Annotated in this window: 11 protein-coding genes and 1 pseudogene; 3 read left to right on the top strand and 9 right to left on the bottom strand. The window is 36.3% G+C overall.

Annotated features, from left to right (window positions below; genetic code table 11):
• Positions 1-10 precede the first annotated feature (10 nt).
• The 3 genes and pseudogenes from tnpC (at position 11) to RUMAL_RS17830 (ending at position 2115) form a co-directional block, all read left to right on the top strand.
• Positions 11-1587, top strand: a pseudogene (tnpC, locus tag RUMAL_RS17840) (IS66 family transposase).
• Positions 1588-1638: 51 nt separating this feature from the next.
• Complete coding sequence (locus RUMAL_RS21970) at positions 1639-1788, top strand: hypothetical protein (protein ID WP_157865504.1); 150 nt, start codon at positions 1639-1641, stop codon at positions 1786-1788.
• 3 nt (positions 1789-1791) lie between these two features.
• On the top strand, positions 1792-2115 hold the full coding sequence (locus RUMAL_RS17830; RefSeq protein ID WP_043550630.1) for a hypothetical protein: 324 nt from the start codon (positions 1792-1794) through the stop codon (positions 2113-2115).
• Between the two features lie 479 nt (positions 2116-2594).
• Here RUMAL_RS17830 and RUMAL_RS17825 read toward each other — a convergent pair whose 3' ends face one another.
• The 9 genes from RUMAL_RS17825 to RUMAL_RS17785 form a co-directional block, all read right to left on the bottom strand.
• Positions 2595-3824: a hypothetical protein gene (locus tag RUMAL_RS17825; RefSeq protein ID WP_013483495.1), complete on the bottom strand. Its 1230-nt coding sequence runs from the start codon at positions 3822-3824 to the stop codon at positions 2595-2597.
• Entirely contained in the window at positions 3821-4267 is a 447-nt protein-coding gene (locus RUMAL_RS17820; RefSeq protein ID WP_013483494.1) for a hypothetical protein, read from the bottom strand. The genes RUMAL_RS17825 and RUMAL_RS17820 overlap by 4 nt, the downstream gene beginning before the upstream one ends.
• 288 nt (positions 4268-4555) lie before the next feature.
• Entirely contained in the window at positions 4556-4936 is a 381-nt protein-coding gene (locus RUMAL_RS17815) for a hypothetical protein (protein WP_013483493.1), read from the bottom strand.
• A 21-nt stretch (positions 4937-4957) separates the two neighbouring features.
• Positions 4958-6940 carry a toprim domain-containing protein gene (locus tag RUMAL_RS17810; RefSeq protein WP_013483492.1) on the bottom strand — a complete coding sequence of 661 codons (1983 nt, stop codon included), beginning with the start codon at positions 6938-6940 and terminating at the stop codon, positions 4958-4960.
• 72 nt (positions 6941-7012) lie between these two features.
• Positions 7013-8167 (bottom strand): replication initiation protein, encoded by a 1155-nt coding sequence (locus RUMAL_RS17805; RefSeq protein ID WP_013483491.1) that lies wholly within the window; start codon positions 8165-8167, stop codon positions 7013-7015.
• Between the two features lie 6293 nt (positions 8168-14460).
• Positions 14461-14895, bottom strand: coding sequence for a hypothetical protein (locus RUMAL_RS17800; protein WP_013483489.1), 435 nt, complete (start codon positions 14893-14895; stop codon positions 14461-14463).
• Between the two features lie 217 nt (positions 14896-15112).
• On the bottom strand, positions 15113-16198 hold the full coding sequence (locus RUMAL_RS17795; RefSeq protein ID WP_013483488.1) for a DHH family phosphoesterase: 1086 nt from the start codon (positions 16196-16198) through the stop codon (positions 15113-15115).
• A gap of 14 nt (positions 16199-16212) precedes the next feature.
• A complete protein-coding gene (locus RUMAL_RS17790; RefSeq protein WP_013483487.1) occupies positions 16213-16467 on the bottom strand; it encodes a hypothetical protein in 255 nt (84 codons plus the stop codon).
• 14 nt (positions 16468-16481) lie between these two features.
• Entirely contained in the window at positions 16482-17654 is a 1173-nt protein-coding gene (locus RUMAL_RS17785; protein ID WP_013483486.1) for a hypothetical protein, read from the bottom strand.
• Positions 17655-18418 lie beyond the last annotated feature (764 nt).

Here is an 18418-nt window from a genome sequence, read left to right as displayed (position 1 = left end):
TATTCAGAATATGTGCTTGAAAAGCCCCTCTTTTCGTGGTATCATTAAAGTATCATCACGAACGGAGGGGTGCTTTATGTCCGAACCAAATATGACATCGGAAATTGTATCGCTCCGTAATGAAAACGCTGTTCTCAAGGAAGAACTAGCACTTGCCAATCAGCAGTTAGCGTGGTTCAGAAAGCAGATATTCGGAAGAAAAACAGAGCAGACATCTGTTGTTATGGAAAAGGAGTTCGGTGTTCAGCTTTCCATGTTCGGAAACAATGAAGAAAAATCCGCAGCTAAATCTGCCGAAACAATTACTGTTCCCGAACACAAGCGCAAGAAAAAACGCACTCACGATGAATGGATGAACAATCTGCCTGTAAAAGAAGAACATCACAAAATTGACAACCCGGTATGCGAAATATGCGGCGCCGAAATGGAAGAACTGACTCCCGAAAAGGCTTACGATGAACTTATATTTACGCCGCCAAAATATCATATCCGCAGGCATATAGTACATAAGTACAAGTGTCCCGAGTGCGGAGAAAAGCCCGAAGAAAGGGACGAACCTTGTCATATCATCCGTGCGCCATATCCTCACGCTATGATCCCGGGAAGCTATTGCTCTCCCGAACTTCTGGCTCATATCATCTACGAAAAATATGCAAAGTCAGTACCTCTGCACCGTCAGGAAAAGGACTTTAATTCCAAAAACATACCTCTGCTCAAAGCGACTATGTCTAATTGGGTAGGCACTGCTGCCGAAAAATGGTGTTTGCCGATTGTGGAGAAAATGCATGAGACGCTTATCGCAGGGCAGATGATCCATGCCGATGAAACGACCGTTCAGGTGCTTCACGAGGAAGGCCGAAAGCCTACCACGACATCAAGAATGTGGGTCTACTGCAACGGCAAAATGAATGACAGGAGCATCATCATTTTCGATTATCAGCCGACACGAAAGGGTGAGCACGCCTCGAATTTCCTGAAAGGATTTATCGGCTATCTTATCTGTGACGGATACGATGCCTACAATGCAGTCGAGGGTGCTAAGCGATGCGGCTGTATGACTCATGCAAGGCGTGGTTTTATTCAGGCTCTTCCGAACGACCAAAAGCTGCACAGCACTTCTGTTGCGGCAAAGGCAGTAGAATATTTCAACAAGATATATCACGAAGAAAATCTGCTTGCCGACAGCTCCACAGAATACAGATATAAACAGCGCCTTGTGAAGGTAAAGCCTTTGCTTGACGAGTTTTTGCGTGGCTTGAAAATGTTCAGGTCAGTGGTAAGGGCAAGCTGACAGATGCAGTAAGATATGCGTTGAATGAACGGAAATATCTTTACACGTTTCTTGAAAACGGAGACGTGCCTATCGACAACAACAGAGCCGAAAACGCAATAAGACCGTTTGCGTTAGGCCGAAAAAATTGGCTGTTTTCAAATACAGCAAACGGAGCCAGATCAAGTGCAACGCTGTATTCGATCATTTCAACTGCACAGGCGAACGGTGTTGATGCTGAGAAATACCTGACCGAGCTGTTTTCACAGCCTGCGGGAACGATATTATTACCATGGAGGGAAGAAAATGAAACTTAGTAATGAAGATGCAAAGCTGTTTTATGAACTGTTTTTCCACTGCTTGACTATGTGAACAGAGAATATCATATACTTCCTGAGGAAGATTATTTCGGGCAAGGAATGATCGACCCACAGGATGCTGCGGAGGTTGCCCACTTTTTATGGGAACGGACATGGATCATTGATGATTATCTTGAGCGATCGGATCTGCCCGAATAACACATGGAGATACTTAAAAGCTGGAAAGGGTGCATCACCGGCAGATTTATCATTGAGCGACATTTGAAAAAGGGATCGGTATTTATATCGATCGATGACAATTCTGTTTTTCTTGTAAACGGCATTGTCAGCAGTTGGGAGGAAATGCTGAGAAATGCACCGATGCCAACTTTGCTTGATGCAGCGCTTCTGCCATTTAAAAATGCGATCATTTCCGATGGCCTTGTATCTGTTATGCCGATCATATTCGGTCCGAACAGCAAAGCTGATTTCAAAGAAATATACATGGACGCAAAGAGAAATGGAGAAATCAAAGCCAGAATATGATGTTACAGCCGGGTGTTATCTGCCCGGCTGTTTGCTTTTATGATGCGGGGGGTTATACGCTTACCAAACATCGATCCAATCCATTTTATTCGACTGAATATTTTATGCTATGAGCAAAGTGAAAAGTCCGGTGAGCAAGGAACGCAATTCATCTCCCACCTAAGAGTTGGGAGTCTTCTTGCCTAAAGAGGATAAAAAATCAGATTTTGATATATAGTTAAAAATCCACATATCAAGATCTGATCTAATGATATTATACTTGAAAATAAGCGAAAATAATAAGAATTACTTGACTTAATTTGCTTTCAAAGCGTTCAGCGGCACTTTCAGGATCCTTTATTTTCTGCCAACAATCCCTGAATAATTGCTGTATTACACCAACGAGGTAGATTTAAAATGTTAAACCTGCCCTACCTTCAAAAAGAGAATCTTGTCGTGTACGTATAATCAATTTTATTTAGACTTTATATACCTTTGATTCACTTTGTTTCATGATAACTATTTCCAAAAAATTTTCTATTTTGATCAACGAAATAATCAGAGTTGATAGACACTATTTCTATTCGATCATTATATACAATGTGAATTTGGTTAATATAACATTTTGAACGAGGAAAAGTTCGCCATGTGATAAATTCTTCGTTATCATTGTCTGCAATATTAATTACTTCTTCATTACTTAAAAATACAAGCAGGTGCCTTGATGTTTCAACTATTAGACCAAAGTCAGTAACCGCAGAATTGATAATTTCATCTTCAAAAGTAATATTCTTTTCTTCTTTTTTTTTGAATGGATTTACGTTTATATCTTTCACATAGAAGTTAACTTTCTCTATTTTTTGCGTAGATAAACGATAGAATTTATCATTATTGCTAAATACATAAGAATTTTCGTTTTTTGTTTCAAAAATATCGTTTTCAGTTTTTATTATTCCTAATTTTTTTTTATAATCATTTTGGATTTCGTATTTTGTAGCAATCAAATAACACTCATCAATAAACGAACCACTAAATACACTTGAGAATGACCAGGAACAATAAGAAGAATGCTTTGAACTTATCTGATGAATATTCTTTTCTATCTTCTTTCCACCAAAACTTGAATAGTATTCATCGTATTCATCATAATCAATAATATAATCATTATTAGTTAAATCAAATAGACCATCCGAAGAAGCAGACATGATTATTGTACCGTATTTTCCCACTTGAAGATTTTGAACATTACCATCCCAGAGTTTTTTTGAGTTTTTTGACATATAATTGACATTTCTAGGGTTGAGGGCATTGCAAAACACACCATCAGAATTGCAATAATAAAACGTATCTTTATAAATTCCTATATCAGTTGTAAGATTATTTAATACGACTTCTTTTTTATATGCAGCATATTTATTTAGCTTATCTGCGGAAATTTCAATATCTCTAATTCGTTTGAATTTTTGTCTTAATAAATCTTTGAATTCTTTATCTTGTAATATGAGAGTTCGGGAATTAATGCCGTACAGATTATTGCCTTGAAGAAAGGCACATTTATACGCTAATGAATCATTAGAATCACTTATTTCATCTAGAATTATTTTTTCCCAGTTATATGATTTGATTGTTCCATCCATACCGATGAGAATAAGCCATTTTTTGTATATGAAACTATCCCAATATACGCCTGGTATGATAACTTTCTTTATAAAATCATTGTCTTCTGTCATATTTTTAGTCCTCTTTTAATTTTATTCATTTCACGTGGAGTTATCAAATTTTTTTTTATCATTTCTTTTAGTATACTGTCATTAGGTTTATCTTGCTGATTAGCTATATAATCTGCTGGATACCCATGCCATATTCTCTTTTCAATATCATTGTTGAATTTTGCTATTATTAATCCATAATGTTTAGCATTAGAATTGCTTTCGCCTAAAATAGCAAGTTTATTTGATGTTCGCTTTAAATTATATGCAAATCTTTTGTTATCAGATTTAAAATCGTCCTGCAGATATCTTTTTTTTATTGCATCTTCACATAAAGAAAACTCTTCTTTTAAATCAATAAGCCACACACTTGCAACTTTATTTACTTTTGAACGATGTTTGGAATAAAAATAGTAATTATCAGAATTGTACATTTCGTTGGATTCATCTAGCAAAAATGGCATTGATACTCCTCCATTACCTAATAATAATAATATATATATTATACCATTAACATTTTGTAATGTCAACGTTGAATATTAACATTCATTATGAATTTCTGTCTTTCGGATCCATGTATAAGTTTCTGAAGTGCTGCATTTACCTGTTCATTGATTCTTTGAATTATGCCGTAATATCTACTCCTTGAAAAATAATTCAGATCTTGATATGTAGTTTCAACTCCACATATCAAGATCTGATCTAATGATATTATACTTGAAAATAAGCGAAAATAATAAGGATTACTTGATTTAATTTGCTTTCAAAGCGTTCAGCGGCACTTTCAGGATCCTATTAAACAGAACATCCGCAACAGTTGCGTATTGTACTCCATAATAATAATCGTCTTTGGAATTAAGTACGAGTACTTTTCTGCTGTGTTCTTTCATATACTTTTCTTTGTTAAGAGTTCCATCTATTCCCGTTAAGCAGTCGGAATTTATGAGATCCGCTTCAGAAGGGAGAAGTGTTCCTTCATATTCACACTTTATGTAGTGATTTATATCCGGGTCCTCTCCGTTAAAATACTTCTCATAGTCGATATACGCCGAAAAAGGGTTCTTAAAAACCTGGTCAAGCTTTTCATAAAAATCTTTAGTGTTCATACTCTGAATGTTCTCTCTGTTTGTCATAGTCATTTCCCTTTCTAATTGTTAATCGAGATCAAGATCATCAGTGTATAGATGTCCGTTTTCTTCTATGTAGCTTTTTCTTGCAGCTACATTATTTCCAAGGTATAATTCAAAGTACTCAAGCATTTTTTTTGCATCCTCAGATGTAACCCTTATAAGACGTCTTGTTTTAGGATCCATCGTAGTGAGCCACATAAATTCCGCAGTATTTTCGCCAAGTCCTTTTGAACGCTGAATAAAGAATCTTGAAGGATCTTTTCCTTTCATTATCTTGTTTTTTTCTTTTTCATCGAAAGCGAAGAACGTTTCCTCATTAGCTCTCGTTTTATATCTCATTTCGTACAGTGGAGTTTCAGCGATATAAACGTATCCTTCTTCTATAAGAGTCGGACATAATCTGTAGATCATAGTCAGTATCAGAGTTCTTATCTGAAATCCATCAACATCGGCATCTGTACAGATTATTATCTTATTCCATTTCAGGTTGTTTATATCGAAAGAGAGGACTCCCCTCTTGGGTGTTTTTATCGGTATTTCTATACCGCAGCCAAGCACTTTTATCAGATCCATTATTATATCGCTGCTGACAATTTTTGAAATATCCGATTTCAGGCAGTTAAGTATCTTTCCTCTTACAGGCATTACTGCTTGAAATTCTGAATCTCTGCCCATCTTTACCGAACCGAGAGCTGAATCACCTTCAACAATAAATAATTCTCTTATGGAAGTATCTTTAGACTTGCAGTCTACAAATTTCTTTACTCTGTCCCAAGAATCACTCTTGCCTACAAGTTTTCTTTTCAGTGCGATTCTTTGCTTTTCGGAGGCTTCCCTGCTTCTTTTATTTGCAAGTATCTGGTCGATCACCCTGTTGGAATCGCCGGCATTTTCAATAAACCATATTTCCAGTCTTTCTTTGATCAGTTCGGTGAGAAAATCCTGGATAAATTTATTGTTTATAGCCTTTTTGGTCTGATTCTCGTAGCTTGTCATTGTCGAAAGACTGTTTACGATGACTATAAGACTGTCTTCTATATCAGCAAAGCTAATTTTAGTCTCGCCTTTATTATACTTTCCTCTTTGCTTGAGAATCTTATCAAAAACAGCTACAAAAGCTGACTTTACCGCTTTATCTGGAGCTCCGCCGTGTTCAAGAAAGCTTGAATTGTGGTAATACTGAAGGGTAGGTACATCGTTATTGAAAGCAAAAGCGATCTCGGCTTTGACCTTGTACTCTTTAAGGTCTTCCCTATCCCTTCCTGTTCCGGAGCCCTCGATATAATACGGAGAAGAAATATTTTTACCGTCGGAAATTTCTTCTATATAGTCAATTATTCCGTTTTCATAGTAATACTCAGTGTTTGTATCAGAAGACTGGTCCATGATGCAGAAGGTTATGCCCTTATTGACCATAGCCTGTTTTTTGTTTACATCAAGCAAATATTCATAAGTGATATTTGTATCCGTAAATACCTCAAGATCAGGCTTCCATTTCTGGAATGTACCGGTTTCTGATTTTGATTTCAATTTCTTTTTTACAAGTCCACCTATATTCTCACCTTTTTCAAAGTGAAGGTTATATTTATAGCCATCCCGGACAACTTCCACATCGAAATACTCGCTTGCATACTGAGTTGCACAAGCTCCAAGACCGTTAAGCCCCAGACTGTACTCATAATTAGCTCCGTCAACATCGTATTTTCCTCCTGCGTAAAGTTCGCAGTAAACGAGCTCCCAGTTATAGCGATTTTCGGTTTTATTGAATTCAAGTGGAATGCCTCGACCGTGATCCTGGACGCTTATAGAACCATCTTCATACAGAATAGTTGTGATCTTGCTGCCGTACCCATCTTTGGCTTCATCAATGGAATTGGACAGTATCTCAAAATAAGCATGCTGAGCTCCTTCAAGACCGTTAGAGCCAAAAATAACACCGGGTCTTTTTCTTACTCTGTCAGCTCCTTTAAGAGAACTTATACTGTTATTGTCGTATGATGCTGCCAATTACATATCTCCTTTCATTCTCTGACATCCTCCCACGGTTAAAGCCGTAGACTTTCTGTTGAAGTGTTGTAATTATTCATCTGAATCTTCTTCTGCTTCATTTTCAAGCATTTTTCTTAAATACGCAAAACGGTTAGTGATAGATTCACCGTTTTTCGCTTTATTTTCTTCTTCCTGACACAGACGCAGATACTTTTCCTGTAAATACGCTTCCCTTCCGAATCTACATGTACCCGTTCTGTCTCCTTCAGCCGGCGATATATTTATCTTTTTTAGGAGAGCATGGATAAGCTGCATTTCTTTCTTAGAAAACGTGTATTCACATTGCTCAGCCAGTCCTGCAAGGACAGATGAACCATAGAAAGCTTTCCAGTCTTTTTCCTCATTATTATCAACCGGTACAGTAGATGCAGATTTACTTGATTCAACATCTACCATTTTATCAGTATCTACCATCTTACCAGTCTTCTTTTTGTCAGTAAGACCTTTGACTTCCGAAGCCGTGAATGTTACAGCAATTACAGAGCGGTTTTTCCTTATAGGCTCGAAAGTGAAGCGGACACCTGTTTTGCTTTCTATTTCTTTCTTACAGGGGTTGAGGATATCATTTTTTAGATAACTGAACATAGAATATCTCGATGATTCGCATCCTAATCTGACCTTCAACTCAGGATAACTAATAGTCCATGTTTTTTTATACAAATTGTCTTTTAAGTATAAAAATAACGTGTAACTATATCTTGAATTTAATTTGATTATATCTTCAAGATTATATTTGATGTATTTAATATCATCTAATTTGAAAATAAAATCTTTAGCCACGTCATTACAAACCAGCACTATCTCACCCATTCGGGTTTCTTTGTTGATTCTTCTTCTAGCCATTTGAAACAAGTTGATTTTTATTACATCATCATCTTCGTCGTTGGCAGTGTTTTTTAGCGTAATCACGTGATTAAGCAATTTATCAAGATTAGCGTCTAGGACTTCTGTTCGGAGTCTCTGGATACCCAGCATCTCTTCGTACTCTTTTACCTCGAATACGACAGTTTTGTTATCTGGCTTATAAGTATCAATTTTTGCTAGATAAGCATCGAGAAGCTTGAGCGCATCTAATGGAAGTCCTATTCTCACTATATCCAGTAATGGTTTTGATTTTTGAATCACCAGTTTTTTGGGATCTCCTAACCCAACTAATATTTGAGTTTTTTCGTCTTTCTTTGACATAATAACATCCTTTCAAGGAATCATAACTTAGAGTCACATATTGATTATAGAAGAAAACTTCAAAAAATAAAAAATCAAATGTAATCTTTTTTTATAAAAAAATTTTTTTGAGTATTAAGTGTGTGAATCTCGGCAATAATAACAAGTAGATTCTTGTGTGAAAAATCAGTCTATCTTTCTATCGGGTGATAGATAGAGTGATTATACAGTTATAATACTTGTGATTTTAATGTGATATTTGATGTGATAGATTTTGTGATAGTTATTGTGATTACGGCTTTTAAAAACAACCGAAATAAATCCGTTTCAAAAGCTGAACTAACGTTCCGAATCCACTCAATTAACGGTTGAAAACCACTCTACTAACGGATAGAATCCATCCAATTAACGGTTGAAAACCACCCGACTAACGTCCCAAATCCACTCAATTAACGGATGATAACCACCATACTAACGGATGGAATCCACTCAATTAACGGTTGAAAACCACTCTACTAACGGATGAAATCCACTCAGTTACGCTTCTCTATCAATATACCTGAGCTATCTGATATATTGAAAAGCATATATCATAGTTTTTCGTAAAGATACAAATAAATGAGATACCTGTCTATAATTTAGACAGACTTGCTTGAAATATTTTTTCAAATACTGTAAGCTCATCTTGTATATCATAGATTTCTAGCCTTATTATACCATATAAAAGAGAAAATAGCAATGATTGTTCAGAATTTATCAGAAAAATCAAGAAAAAATTTATTCTATTGATAAGATATTGGAACAGTCCACAAGCTCGTTTCTTTAGCTATACCGAAGCTATAGATAATATAATGAAATCTCTCCTATGAATCTTAGGCTTCAAGTTTGAGCTTTCTGGAAATAATTACAGATGTAATTGCGTGAAAATCAGTCTATCTTTCACTTGTTTATGATAGATAGAGTGATTAAAGTTATAGTATATGTGATAGTTGATGTGATATATATTGTGATTACGGAGCTTTGAAACGACCGGAATTCCGCTGTTTACGATATTCAACTAACGGATGAAATCCACCTCTTTTACGAATAAAATCCGTTCAACTAACGGACGCAATCCACCAGTAGAATAATCTAATATTCCAGATTTCAAGTGTGTCACTCGTGACACAAGCCAATCTAAAAAGCGGTATTTCTGGGCGTTACAGTTTTGAATTAACGGACGTAATCCATGATAGGAAAGCTCCAAAATTCTAATTAACGGATACAATCCACCTCAACTAACGGATGTAATCCACCTGATCTGGGTGTGACACGCGTGACACAAACTGAGTTGAAAAGCAGAATTTCTGGCAGTTTAGCATTGAATTAACGGACAAAATCCACCTTCTATAATACAAGCAAAACTCTAATATACGGATAGAATCCATCTCAATTAACGTATGAAATCCACTCTATTTAACGGACGTAATCTAACTGATATAAGTGTGACACGCGTGACACAGACTAAGTTGAAAAGCAGCATTTCTGTGTATTTCACTCTAGAATTAACGGACAAATTTCACTTCAATTAATGGATGCAATCCACTATGCAATGATCAGATGTCTTGAATTCGAGCGTGTCACCCGTGACACAGACTAATCTGAAAAGCAGTATTTTCATGCGTTTCTGTTTTGAATTAACGGATACAATCCACCTTATAAATAATAGCAAGCCTCCAATTAACGGATAGAATCCATCTCAACTAACGGATATAATCCACCCGCAGCATTATTCCGATTCAATTGTATCAATTGTGTCACGCGTGACACAAACAAAGCTGAAGCAGCATTTCTGTGTATTTCATTCTTGAATTAACGGACAAATTCCACTTCAATTAACGGACGCAATCCACCTCATCTGACTGTGTCACGGGTGACACAAATTATTCTGAAATAATGTATTTGGGGGATTTTCAGTTTTGAATTAACGGACAAAATCCACTCTCCATAATACTAGCAAGACCCGAATTAACGGATAGAATCCATCTCAATTAACGTATGAAATCCACTCTATTTAACGGATACAATCCACCTGATCTGAGTGTGACACTCGTGACACAAACTAAGCTGAAAAACAGAATTTCAGGCAGTTTAGCTTTGAATTAACGGACAAAATCCACCTTCTATAATACAAGCAAAACTTTAATTAACGGATAGAATCCACATCATCTAACGGATGAAATTCATCTATGCAATAATCTGACTTCTTGTGTTGGAGCGTGTCACCAGTGACACAAACTGATTTGAAAAGCAGTATTTCGGGAAGTTTTAATTTAGAATTAACGGGCGAAATCCATGACAGGAAGGTATCAAAACTCTAATTAACGGATAGAATCCATCTCAACTAACGGATATAATCCACCCGCAGCATTATTCTGATTCAATTGTTTCAATTGTGTCACGCGTGACACAAATTATTCTGAAATGATGTATTTGGGGGAGTTTTAAATTTGAATTAACGGACGTAATCCATGATAGGCAAGCTTCAAAATTCTAATTAACGGATACAACCCATCTGATCTGAGTGTGACACTCGTGACACAAAATAAGCTGAAACGCAGTATTTGGGGAGTTATAGTTTTGAATTAACGGATAAAATCCACTCTCCATAATACTAGCAAGACTCTAATTAACGGATAGAATTCATCTTAACTAACGAATGTAATCCACCAGAATTATTCTGAAAAAATGATGTATTTGGGGGAGTTTTAAATTTGAATTAACGGACAAAATCCACTCTCTATAATACAAGCAAAGCTCTAATTAACGGATATAATCCACCCGCAGCATTATTCTGATTCAATTGTTTCAATTGTGTCACGCGTGACACAAACAAAGCTGAAGCAGCATTTCTGTGTATTTCATTCTTGAATTAACGGACAAATTCCACTTCAATTAACGGACGCAATCCACCTCATCTGACTGTGTCACGGGTGACACAAATTATTCTGAAATGATGTATTTGGGGGGAGTTCCTGTTTTGAATTAACGGACCAAACCACTCTCCATAATGCTAGCAAAACTCTAATTAACGGATAGAATCCATCTCAATTAACGTATGAAATCCACTCTAATTAACGGACGTAATCCACCTGATCTAAGTGTGACACGCGTGACACAAACAAAGCTGAAAGCAGCATTTCTGTGTATTTCACTCTTGAATTAACGGATAAATTCCACTTCGATTAACGGACACAATCCACCTATGCAATGATTAGATGTCTTGAATTCGAGCGTGTCACCAGTGATACAAACTGATTTGAAAAGCAGTATTTGGGGAAGTTTTAATTTAGAATTAACGGGCGAAATCCATGACAGGAAGGTATCAAAACTCTAATTAACGGATAGAATCCATCTCAACTAACGGATATAATCCACCCGCAGCATTATTCTGATTCAATTGTTTCAATTGTGTCACGCGTGACACAAATTATTCTGAAATGATGTATTTGGGGGAGTTTCAGTTTTGAATTAACGGACAAAATCCACTCTCCATAATACTAGCAAGACCCGAATTAACGGATACAATCCATCTTAACTAACGTATGAAATCCACCAGCATTATTCTGAAATGATGTATTTTGGGGGAGTTTTAAATTTGAATTAACGGACGTAATCCATGATAGGCAAGCTTAAAAATTCTAATTAACGGATACAACCCATCTGATCTGAGTGTGACACGCGTGACACAAAATAAGCTGAAACGCAGTATTTGGGGAGTTATAGTTTTGAATTAACGGATAAAATCCACTCTCCATAATACTAGCAAGACTCTAATTAACGGATAGAATTCATCTCAATTAACGAATGTAATCCACCAGCATTATTCTGATTCAATTGTTTTAATTGTGTCACGCGTGACACAAATTATTCTGAAATGATGTATTTGGGGGGAGTTTTAGTTTTGAATTAACGGACAAAATCCACTCTTCATAATACTAGAAAGACCCGAATTAACGGATAGAATCCATCTCAATTAACGTATGAAATCCACTCTAATCAACGGAAGTAATCTAACTGATATAAGTGTGACACTCGTGACACAGACTAAGTTGAAAAGCAGAATTTCAGGCAGTTTAGCTTTGAATTAACGGACGTAATCCATGATAGGCAAGCTTCAAAATTCTAATTAACGGATACAATCCACCTGATCTGAGTGTGACACTCGTGACACAAACAAAGCTGAAAGCAGCATTTCTGTGTATTTCACTCTAGAATTAACGGACAAATTTCACTTCAATTAATGGATGCAATCCACTATGCAATGATCAGATGTCTTGAATTCGAGCGTGTCACCAGTGATACAAACTGATTTGAAAAGCAGTATTTTTGGGCGTTTGAATTTTGAATTAACGAGCGAAATCCATCTATGCGACGATCTAACTTCCTGGTTTCGATCGTGTCACCCGTGACACAGACTAATCTGAAAAGTAGTATTTTCATGCGTTTCTGTTTTGAATTAACGGATACAATCCACCCGCAGCATTATTCTGATTCAATAGTTTCGATTGTGACACGCGTGACACAAACAAAGCTGAAAGCAACATTTCTGTGTATTTCATTCTTGAATTAACGGACGCAATTCACCTCATCTGACTGTGTCACGGGTGACACAAATTATTCTGAAATGATGTATTTGGGGGAGTTTCTGTTTTGAATTAACGGACAAAATCCACTCTCCATAATACTAGCAAGACCCGAATTAACGGATGCAATCCATCTTAACTAACGTATGAAATCCACTCTAATTAACGGACGTAATCCACCTGATCTAAGTGTGACACGCGTGACACAAACTAAGTTGAAACGAAGTGTTTCGGGAGTTTCTGTTTTGAATTAACGGATACAATCCACATTCAAAATACAAGCAAGCCTCTAATTAACGGATAGAATCCATCTCAACTAACGGATATAATCCACCCGCAGCATTATTCTGCTTCAATTGTGTCACGTGTGACACAAACAAAGCTGAAAGCAGTATTTCTGTGTATTTCACTCTTGAATTAACGGATGCAATCCACCTATGCAATGATCAGATGTATTGAATTCGAGCGTGTCACCAGTGATACAAACTGATTTGAAAAGCAGTATTTGGGGAGTTTAAATTTTGAATTAACGGTCGCAATCCATCTATGCGATGATCTAACTTCCTGGTTTCGAGCGTGTCACCCGTGACACAGACTAAGTTGAAAAGCAGTATTTCGGGCATTTCAGTTTTGAATTAACGGACAAAATCCACTCTCCATAATACTAGCAAGACTCGAATTAACGTATGAAATCCACTCTCTCTGAGTGTGTCACTCGTGACACAGACTAAGTTGAAAAGCAGTATTTCGGGCATTTCAGTTTTGAATTAACGGACAAAATCCACTCTCCATAATACTAGCAAGACTCGAATTAACGTATGAAATCACTCTCTCTGAGTGTGTCACTCGTGACACAGACTAAGTTGAAAAGCAGTATTTCGGGCATTTCAGTTTTGAATTAACGGACAAAATCCACTCTCCATAATACTAGCAAGACTCGAATTAACGTATGAAATCCACTCTCTCTGAGTGTGTCACTCGTGACACAGACTAAGTTGAAAAACAGTATTTCGGGCATTTCAGTTTTGAATTAACGGACAAAATCCACTCTCCATAATACTAGCAAGACTCGAATTAACGTATGAAATCCACCCTCTCTGAGTGTGTCACTCGTGACACAGACTAAGTTGAAAAGCAGTATTTCGGGCATTTCAGTTTTGAATTAACGGACAAAATCCACTCTCCATAATACTAGCAAGACTCGAATTAACGTATGAAATCCACCCTCTCTGAGTGTGTCACTCGTGACACAGATTAAGTCGAAAAGCAGAATTTCAGGCAGTTTAGCTTTGAATTAACGGACAAAATCCACTCTCCATAATACTAGCAAGACTCGAATTAACGTATGAAATCCACCCTCTCTGAGTGTGTCACTCGTGACACAGACTAAGTTGAAAAGCAGTATTTCGGGCATTTCAGTTTTGATTTAACAGATAAAATCCACTCTCCATAATATTAGCAAGGCCCGAATTAACGGATACAATCCATCTTAACTAACGTATGAAATCCAACTGATCTGAGTGTGTCACTCGTGACACAGATTAAGTCGAAAAGCAGAATTTCAAGCAGTTTAGCTTTGAATTAACGGACAAAATCCACTCTAATTAACGGACGTAATCCACCTGATCTAAGTGTGTCACGCGTGACACAATAAAAAAAGCCCATCTATCGATGAGCTTTTCTTCTGAATTATCTGTTGCAGAAATCATTATATTCCTTGTTTTTGAAATCCAAAACCATATTGTTCTCAGTTAATATCTGAACTAAGTCAGACTCATTCATTTCTTCTGTTAAAGAGTATTTCCCTTCTGAATATTGTTTGAGTCCGCTTTTGTATAGTATTGTATTTAGTTCTTTATATTTTTCTCCGCTGCCATCATCAAGGCATTCATTTTCGATGAAATAATTCGCCTGGGTGATCACCAGAACTTTTTCTTCATGTTCTGTCTTGATGCAGCCATAATAAATATTGCTTGCTACTTTTTCTTTTTTGATCTTCTCTTTTTTTACGCTGACATTCATTAACGCGATGATTATTAGTAATATTACAGAGATTCCTAAAAAAATAGTTAGCCCGTTTTTCCTCAGCGTGTGTTTTATTTTTTGCTTCGTTACTTTATCCATTCGATTACACCTCGTATAATTTATTTTGGAACATCTGCATTCGGAAACAGACTCCAATTATCAGTAGTTACTACTAATATAATTATACAAGGAAATTGGAATAGATAAAAAAGATTCCACTGTAAATTACTTTAATAATTTGATCGCATTTTTGGTATTAGAGTGTGTCACGCGTGTCACACTCTAATCTGAAATATAGTTTATCAGGACGTTCCATTCATGAATTAGCGGACTGATTATATTTTTCAATAGTTCCTGTAAGAAGCTTTTCCATATATTCTTTCTGAAGCTCAGAAGAAACATGAACACCACTTGCATTGATATGTCCGCCGCCTCCAAGCTTTCTCGCAAGCTTTTCAACATTGATATCATTGTCTATGGAACGGAAGGATAATTTGGAACCTGTATTTATGATTGCAATGTCTCCTTCCGGGAAATCAGTTTTCATTACTTCAAAAAGTTCCGGGGTGTGAGAGTCTGCAAAACAATAAATTGCCTTGTAAGAAACATCATCTATTGTAAGTACACACTTTTTGAATGACTCTCTTTTGGAGTTGATATAGTTTTCGTTTCTTCCTTTTTCCAGCATAAGTACAAAGTTTTCTCTTTTATCGAGAATCCTTGCTCCTTCTTCAGATATCTTTTTTGAAAAGATGTTGTCGAATATTTCCGGCTGGTAGATCCAGAATACAGTGTTCAGATCCAGAAACTTTGGATCTTTTTCAAAAACATTTACCCAATCCCAAGAATCATAAGCACTTATCATGAAAGCAAGTTCTTTAGCAAGAGAAAGGTTCTTGATATACTTCGTAAGCCCATAGTACTTCAAAAAGTCGAAGGTTATTGAAGTTGCGGAAGGCTTTCCAATGGGTTCCTTATAATATTCATCAATGAAAGATTCTTTGATGTGTTCTGACAGAACAAATGCCCAGTCATACTCATTAAGATACTCAGCTGTTCTGTGGTGATCAAGCAGATAAAGCTTCTTCCTATTATAGTGTTCATTTATCTTTTCTGCAGTTTCTTTCGTACAGGATATGTCTGTAATGAAAACCGCATCATATTTATTTGCCATATACATAGAATTCATTATCTCACGATCCATATTATTATTAGAACAGTGAATAACGTCTGTTTTTACAAAAATGCTTTTAAGCAGCACTGCTGGTCCGGAACCGTCAAGATCGTTATGAGTCATCAGCAAGATCTTGCTTTCCGGCTTAAGATCTGATCTTGTTATTTTGTCTTTGAATTTTTCGAAAGGTGAAAGCATATCCAGTTCATCGAAATTCAGTTCAAACATGATTTGTCCTCCAATTATACTACGTCGTCGAAATATTCTTCGTAGTGTTTCTCAGAATAATCCATGGCTGTGCCGCGTTTTATTCTTCTATAAGTCAGTCCGCTGAAAGCGCACCAAGGGCAGCTGCAGTGAACTTTTCCTTTACTCAGTTTTCCTTCAGGCTTTTCATAGTTACAATGATATACAATATTATATAATTTCTTTTTACGTTCGATATTTTTACTTCTCACACGCCTATAGTAGGCTCTTGTATTACGTGTATTTCCCATAGCCATTCTCCTTTTTAACACCTTGAAGGCAATGACATACTATAGTGATTCTTACAATACTCATTTGCCAGATCGTATAACTCATAACGTTCGAAAGGTGTTAACTCGACCATTTCAGGTTTTCCCTTTAATTTTCCGAATTTTTCTCCGTACAATTTAAGTGTTATAAGAGGATTTCCTCTGCTGTCGATAGAAAACAGAACAGCACATTCGCTTGTATCGGTTATTATCTTTCTATTTGCAGAGCTGCTTGTCTTTTTAAGAAGCTTATTATACAGTATAAGCTGTTCGGCCGGTGTTTTAGATGTGAGACCAGATGCAAACTTCAATGGCTCTATTGATGGCTTGCAGACATCACACAACTCAACTTCCTTTAGAATATCGATTTCAAAGGATTCGTCGATAAGTTCCTCTGCCATTTCCTGAAAGAGCTTGTTTATATCCGAGCTTTCATTACACCAACGAGATTTATTTCTTATTATATTTGCCGCTTTATCGTCAGGAATTTTAGAAAGAAAATCGCTGTATAATATGCCTTTGTAGGATTTTTTTGATCTCAGATAATCGCCCCATAGCATTGAAAGTTTGAACACTGCTTCTTCCGCCGGAGTGGATCTCCTTTTATATAGTGAAGAATAATTATCGTCGAGAAATTCAGCCCATTCGGAATTTGACAAAAGCTGAGCATTTTCTTCTATATAAGTTGTATTTTCTTCGCAGATTTCCCTATCTTCAGCATTATAGTCTTCCATATACTGATGCGCAGTCAGACGATCATTGCAATTATAATCTGTGAAAGTATACTTAAGAGAACCATTATTCATCACGTACAGGTAGAACTGACCGTCATTGTTATCCTGACCGTAGAATACATAATCATTGAACTTACAGTTATCATCAGCTTCTTCCTTGAATTCTTCAATAATATCCTGACTCAACACTATATCCTGCATATCAAAATTTACATCGAGCAGTCTTTTTAGTTTTCTGATAGTATCTTTATTTTCATACCAAAAGTGAAAATTGCCCTCTTTGTAAAATGTATCGTAAGCATTTTTAATATACTCAATAACATATTTTGCTCTGGAAATCATTCTTTCTCCATAATTCCATTGATAATAATTTGCTATCAGTATTTTTTCTTTTTCAGATTCAAATTTAATGTACATTTGTGATCTTTGTCCCATTGATATTTTCCTCCTATGATTTTGAATTTTAAAACTCCTGATATCAATATAAATATCTACGTTTATTATACAGGAAAATTCGATTTGATAAAAAGAAAAAGGGAAAATAGTATTTGCAATTATGTAATTGAACTTACTGTGTCACGCGTGACACAAACTAATTTGAAACGCAGAATCTCTGTTAGTTTCGATTTTGAATTAACGGATGAAATCCACTCAATTAACGGATAAAATCCACCCGAGAAATGTTCTCAGTCCCTGTGTATCAAGTGTGACACCCGTGACATACTCTATGTGAAATCCAGTGAATTAAAGCCTTTGATCTTCAATTGGTACCATTAAAATCCAAAGCAGGGGAGTCTTAAATTCTTTATTTACCTGCATAACCATTATTGGGGCAAATGAAATCTATGCACTTTTACTGTGTCACGCGTGACACAAACTAATCTGAAACGCAGAATCTCTGTTAGTTTCGATTTTGAATTAACGGATGAAATCCACTCAATTAACGGATAAAATCCACCCGAGAAATGTTCTCAGTCCCTGTGTATCAAGTGTGACAACCGTGACATACTCTATGTGAAATCCAGTGAATTAAAGCCTTTGATCTTCAATTGGTACCATTAAAATCCAAAGCAGGGGAGTCTTAAATTCTTTATTTACCTGCATAACCATTATTGGGGCAAATGAAATCTATGCACTTTTACTGTGTCACGCGTGACACAAACTAATCTGAAACGCAGAATCTCTGTTAGTTTCGATTT

It is taken from the genome of Ruminococcus albus 7 = DSM 20455 (genome assembly GCF_000179635.2).
GTDB classification, from domain to species: Bacteria; Bacillota; Clostridia; order Oscillospirales; family Ruminococcaceae; genus Hominimerdicola; species Hominimerdicola alba.
The sequence above is the reverse complement of the archived record's forward strand: the minus strand, read 5'-3'. Positions and strand labels throughout refer to the sequence as shown.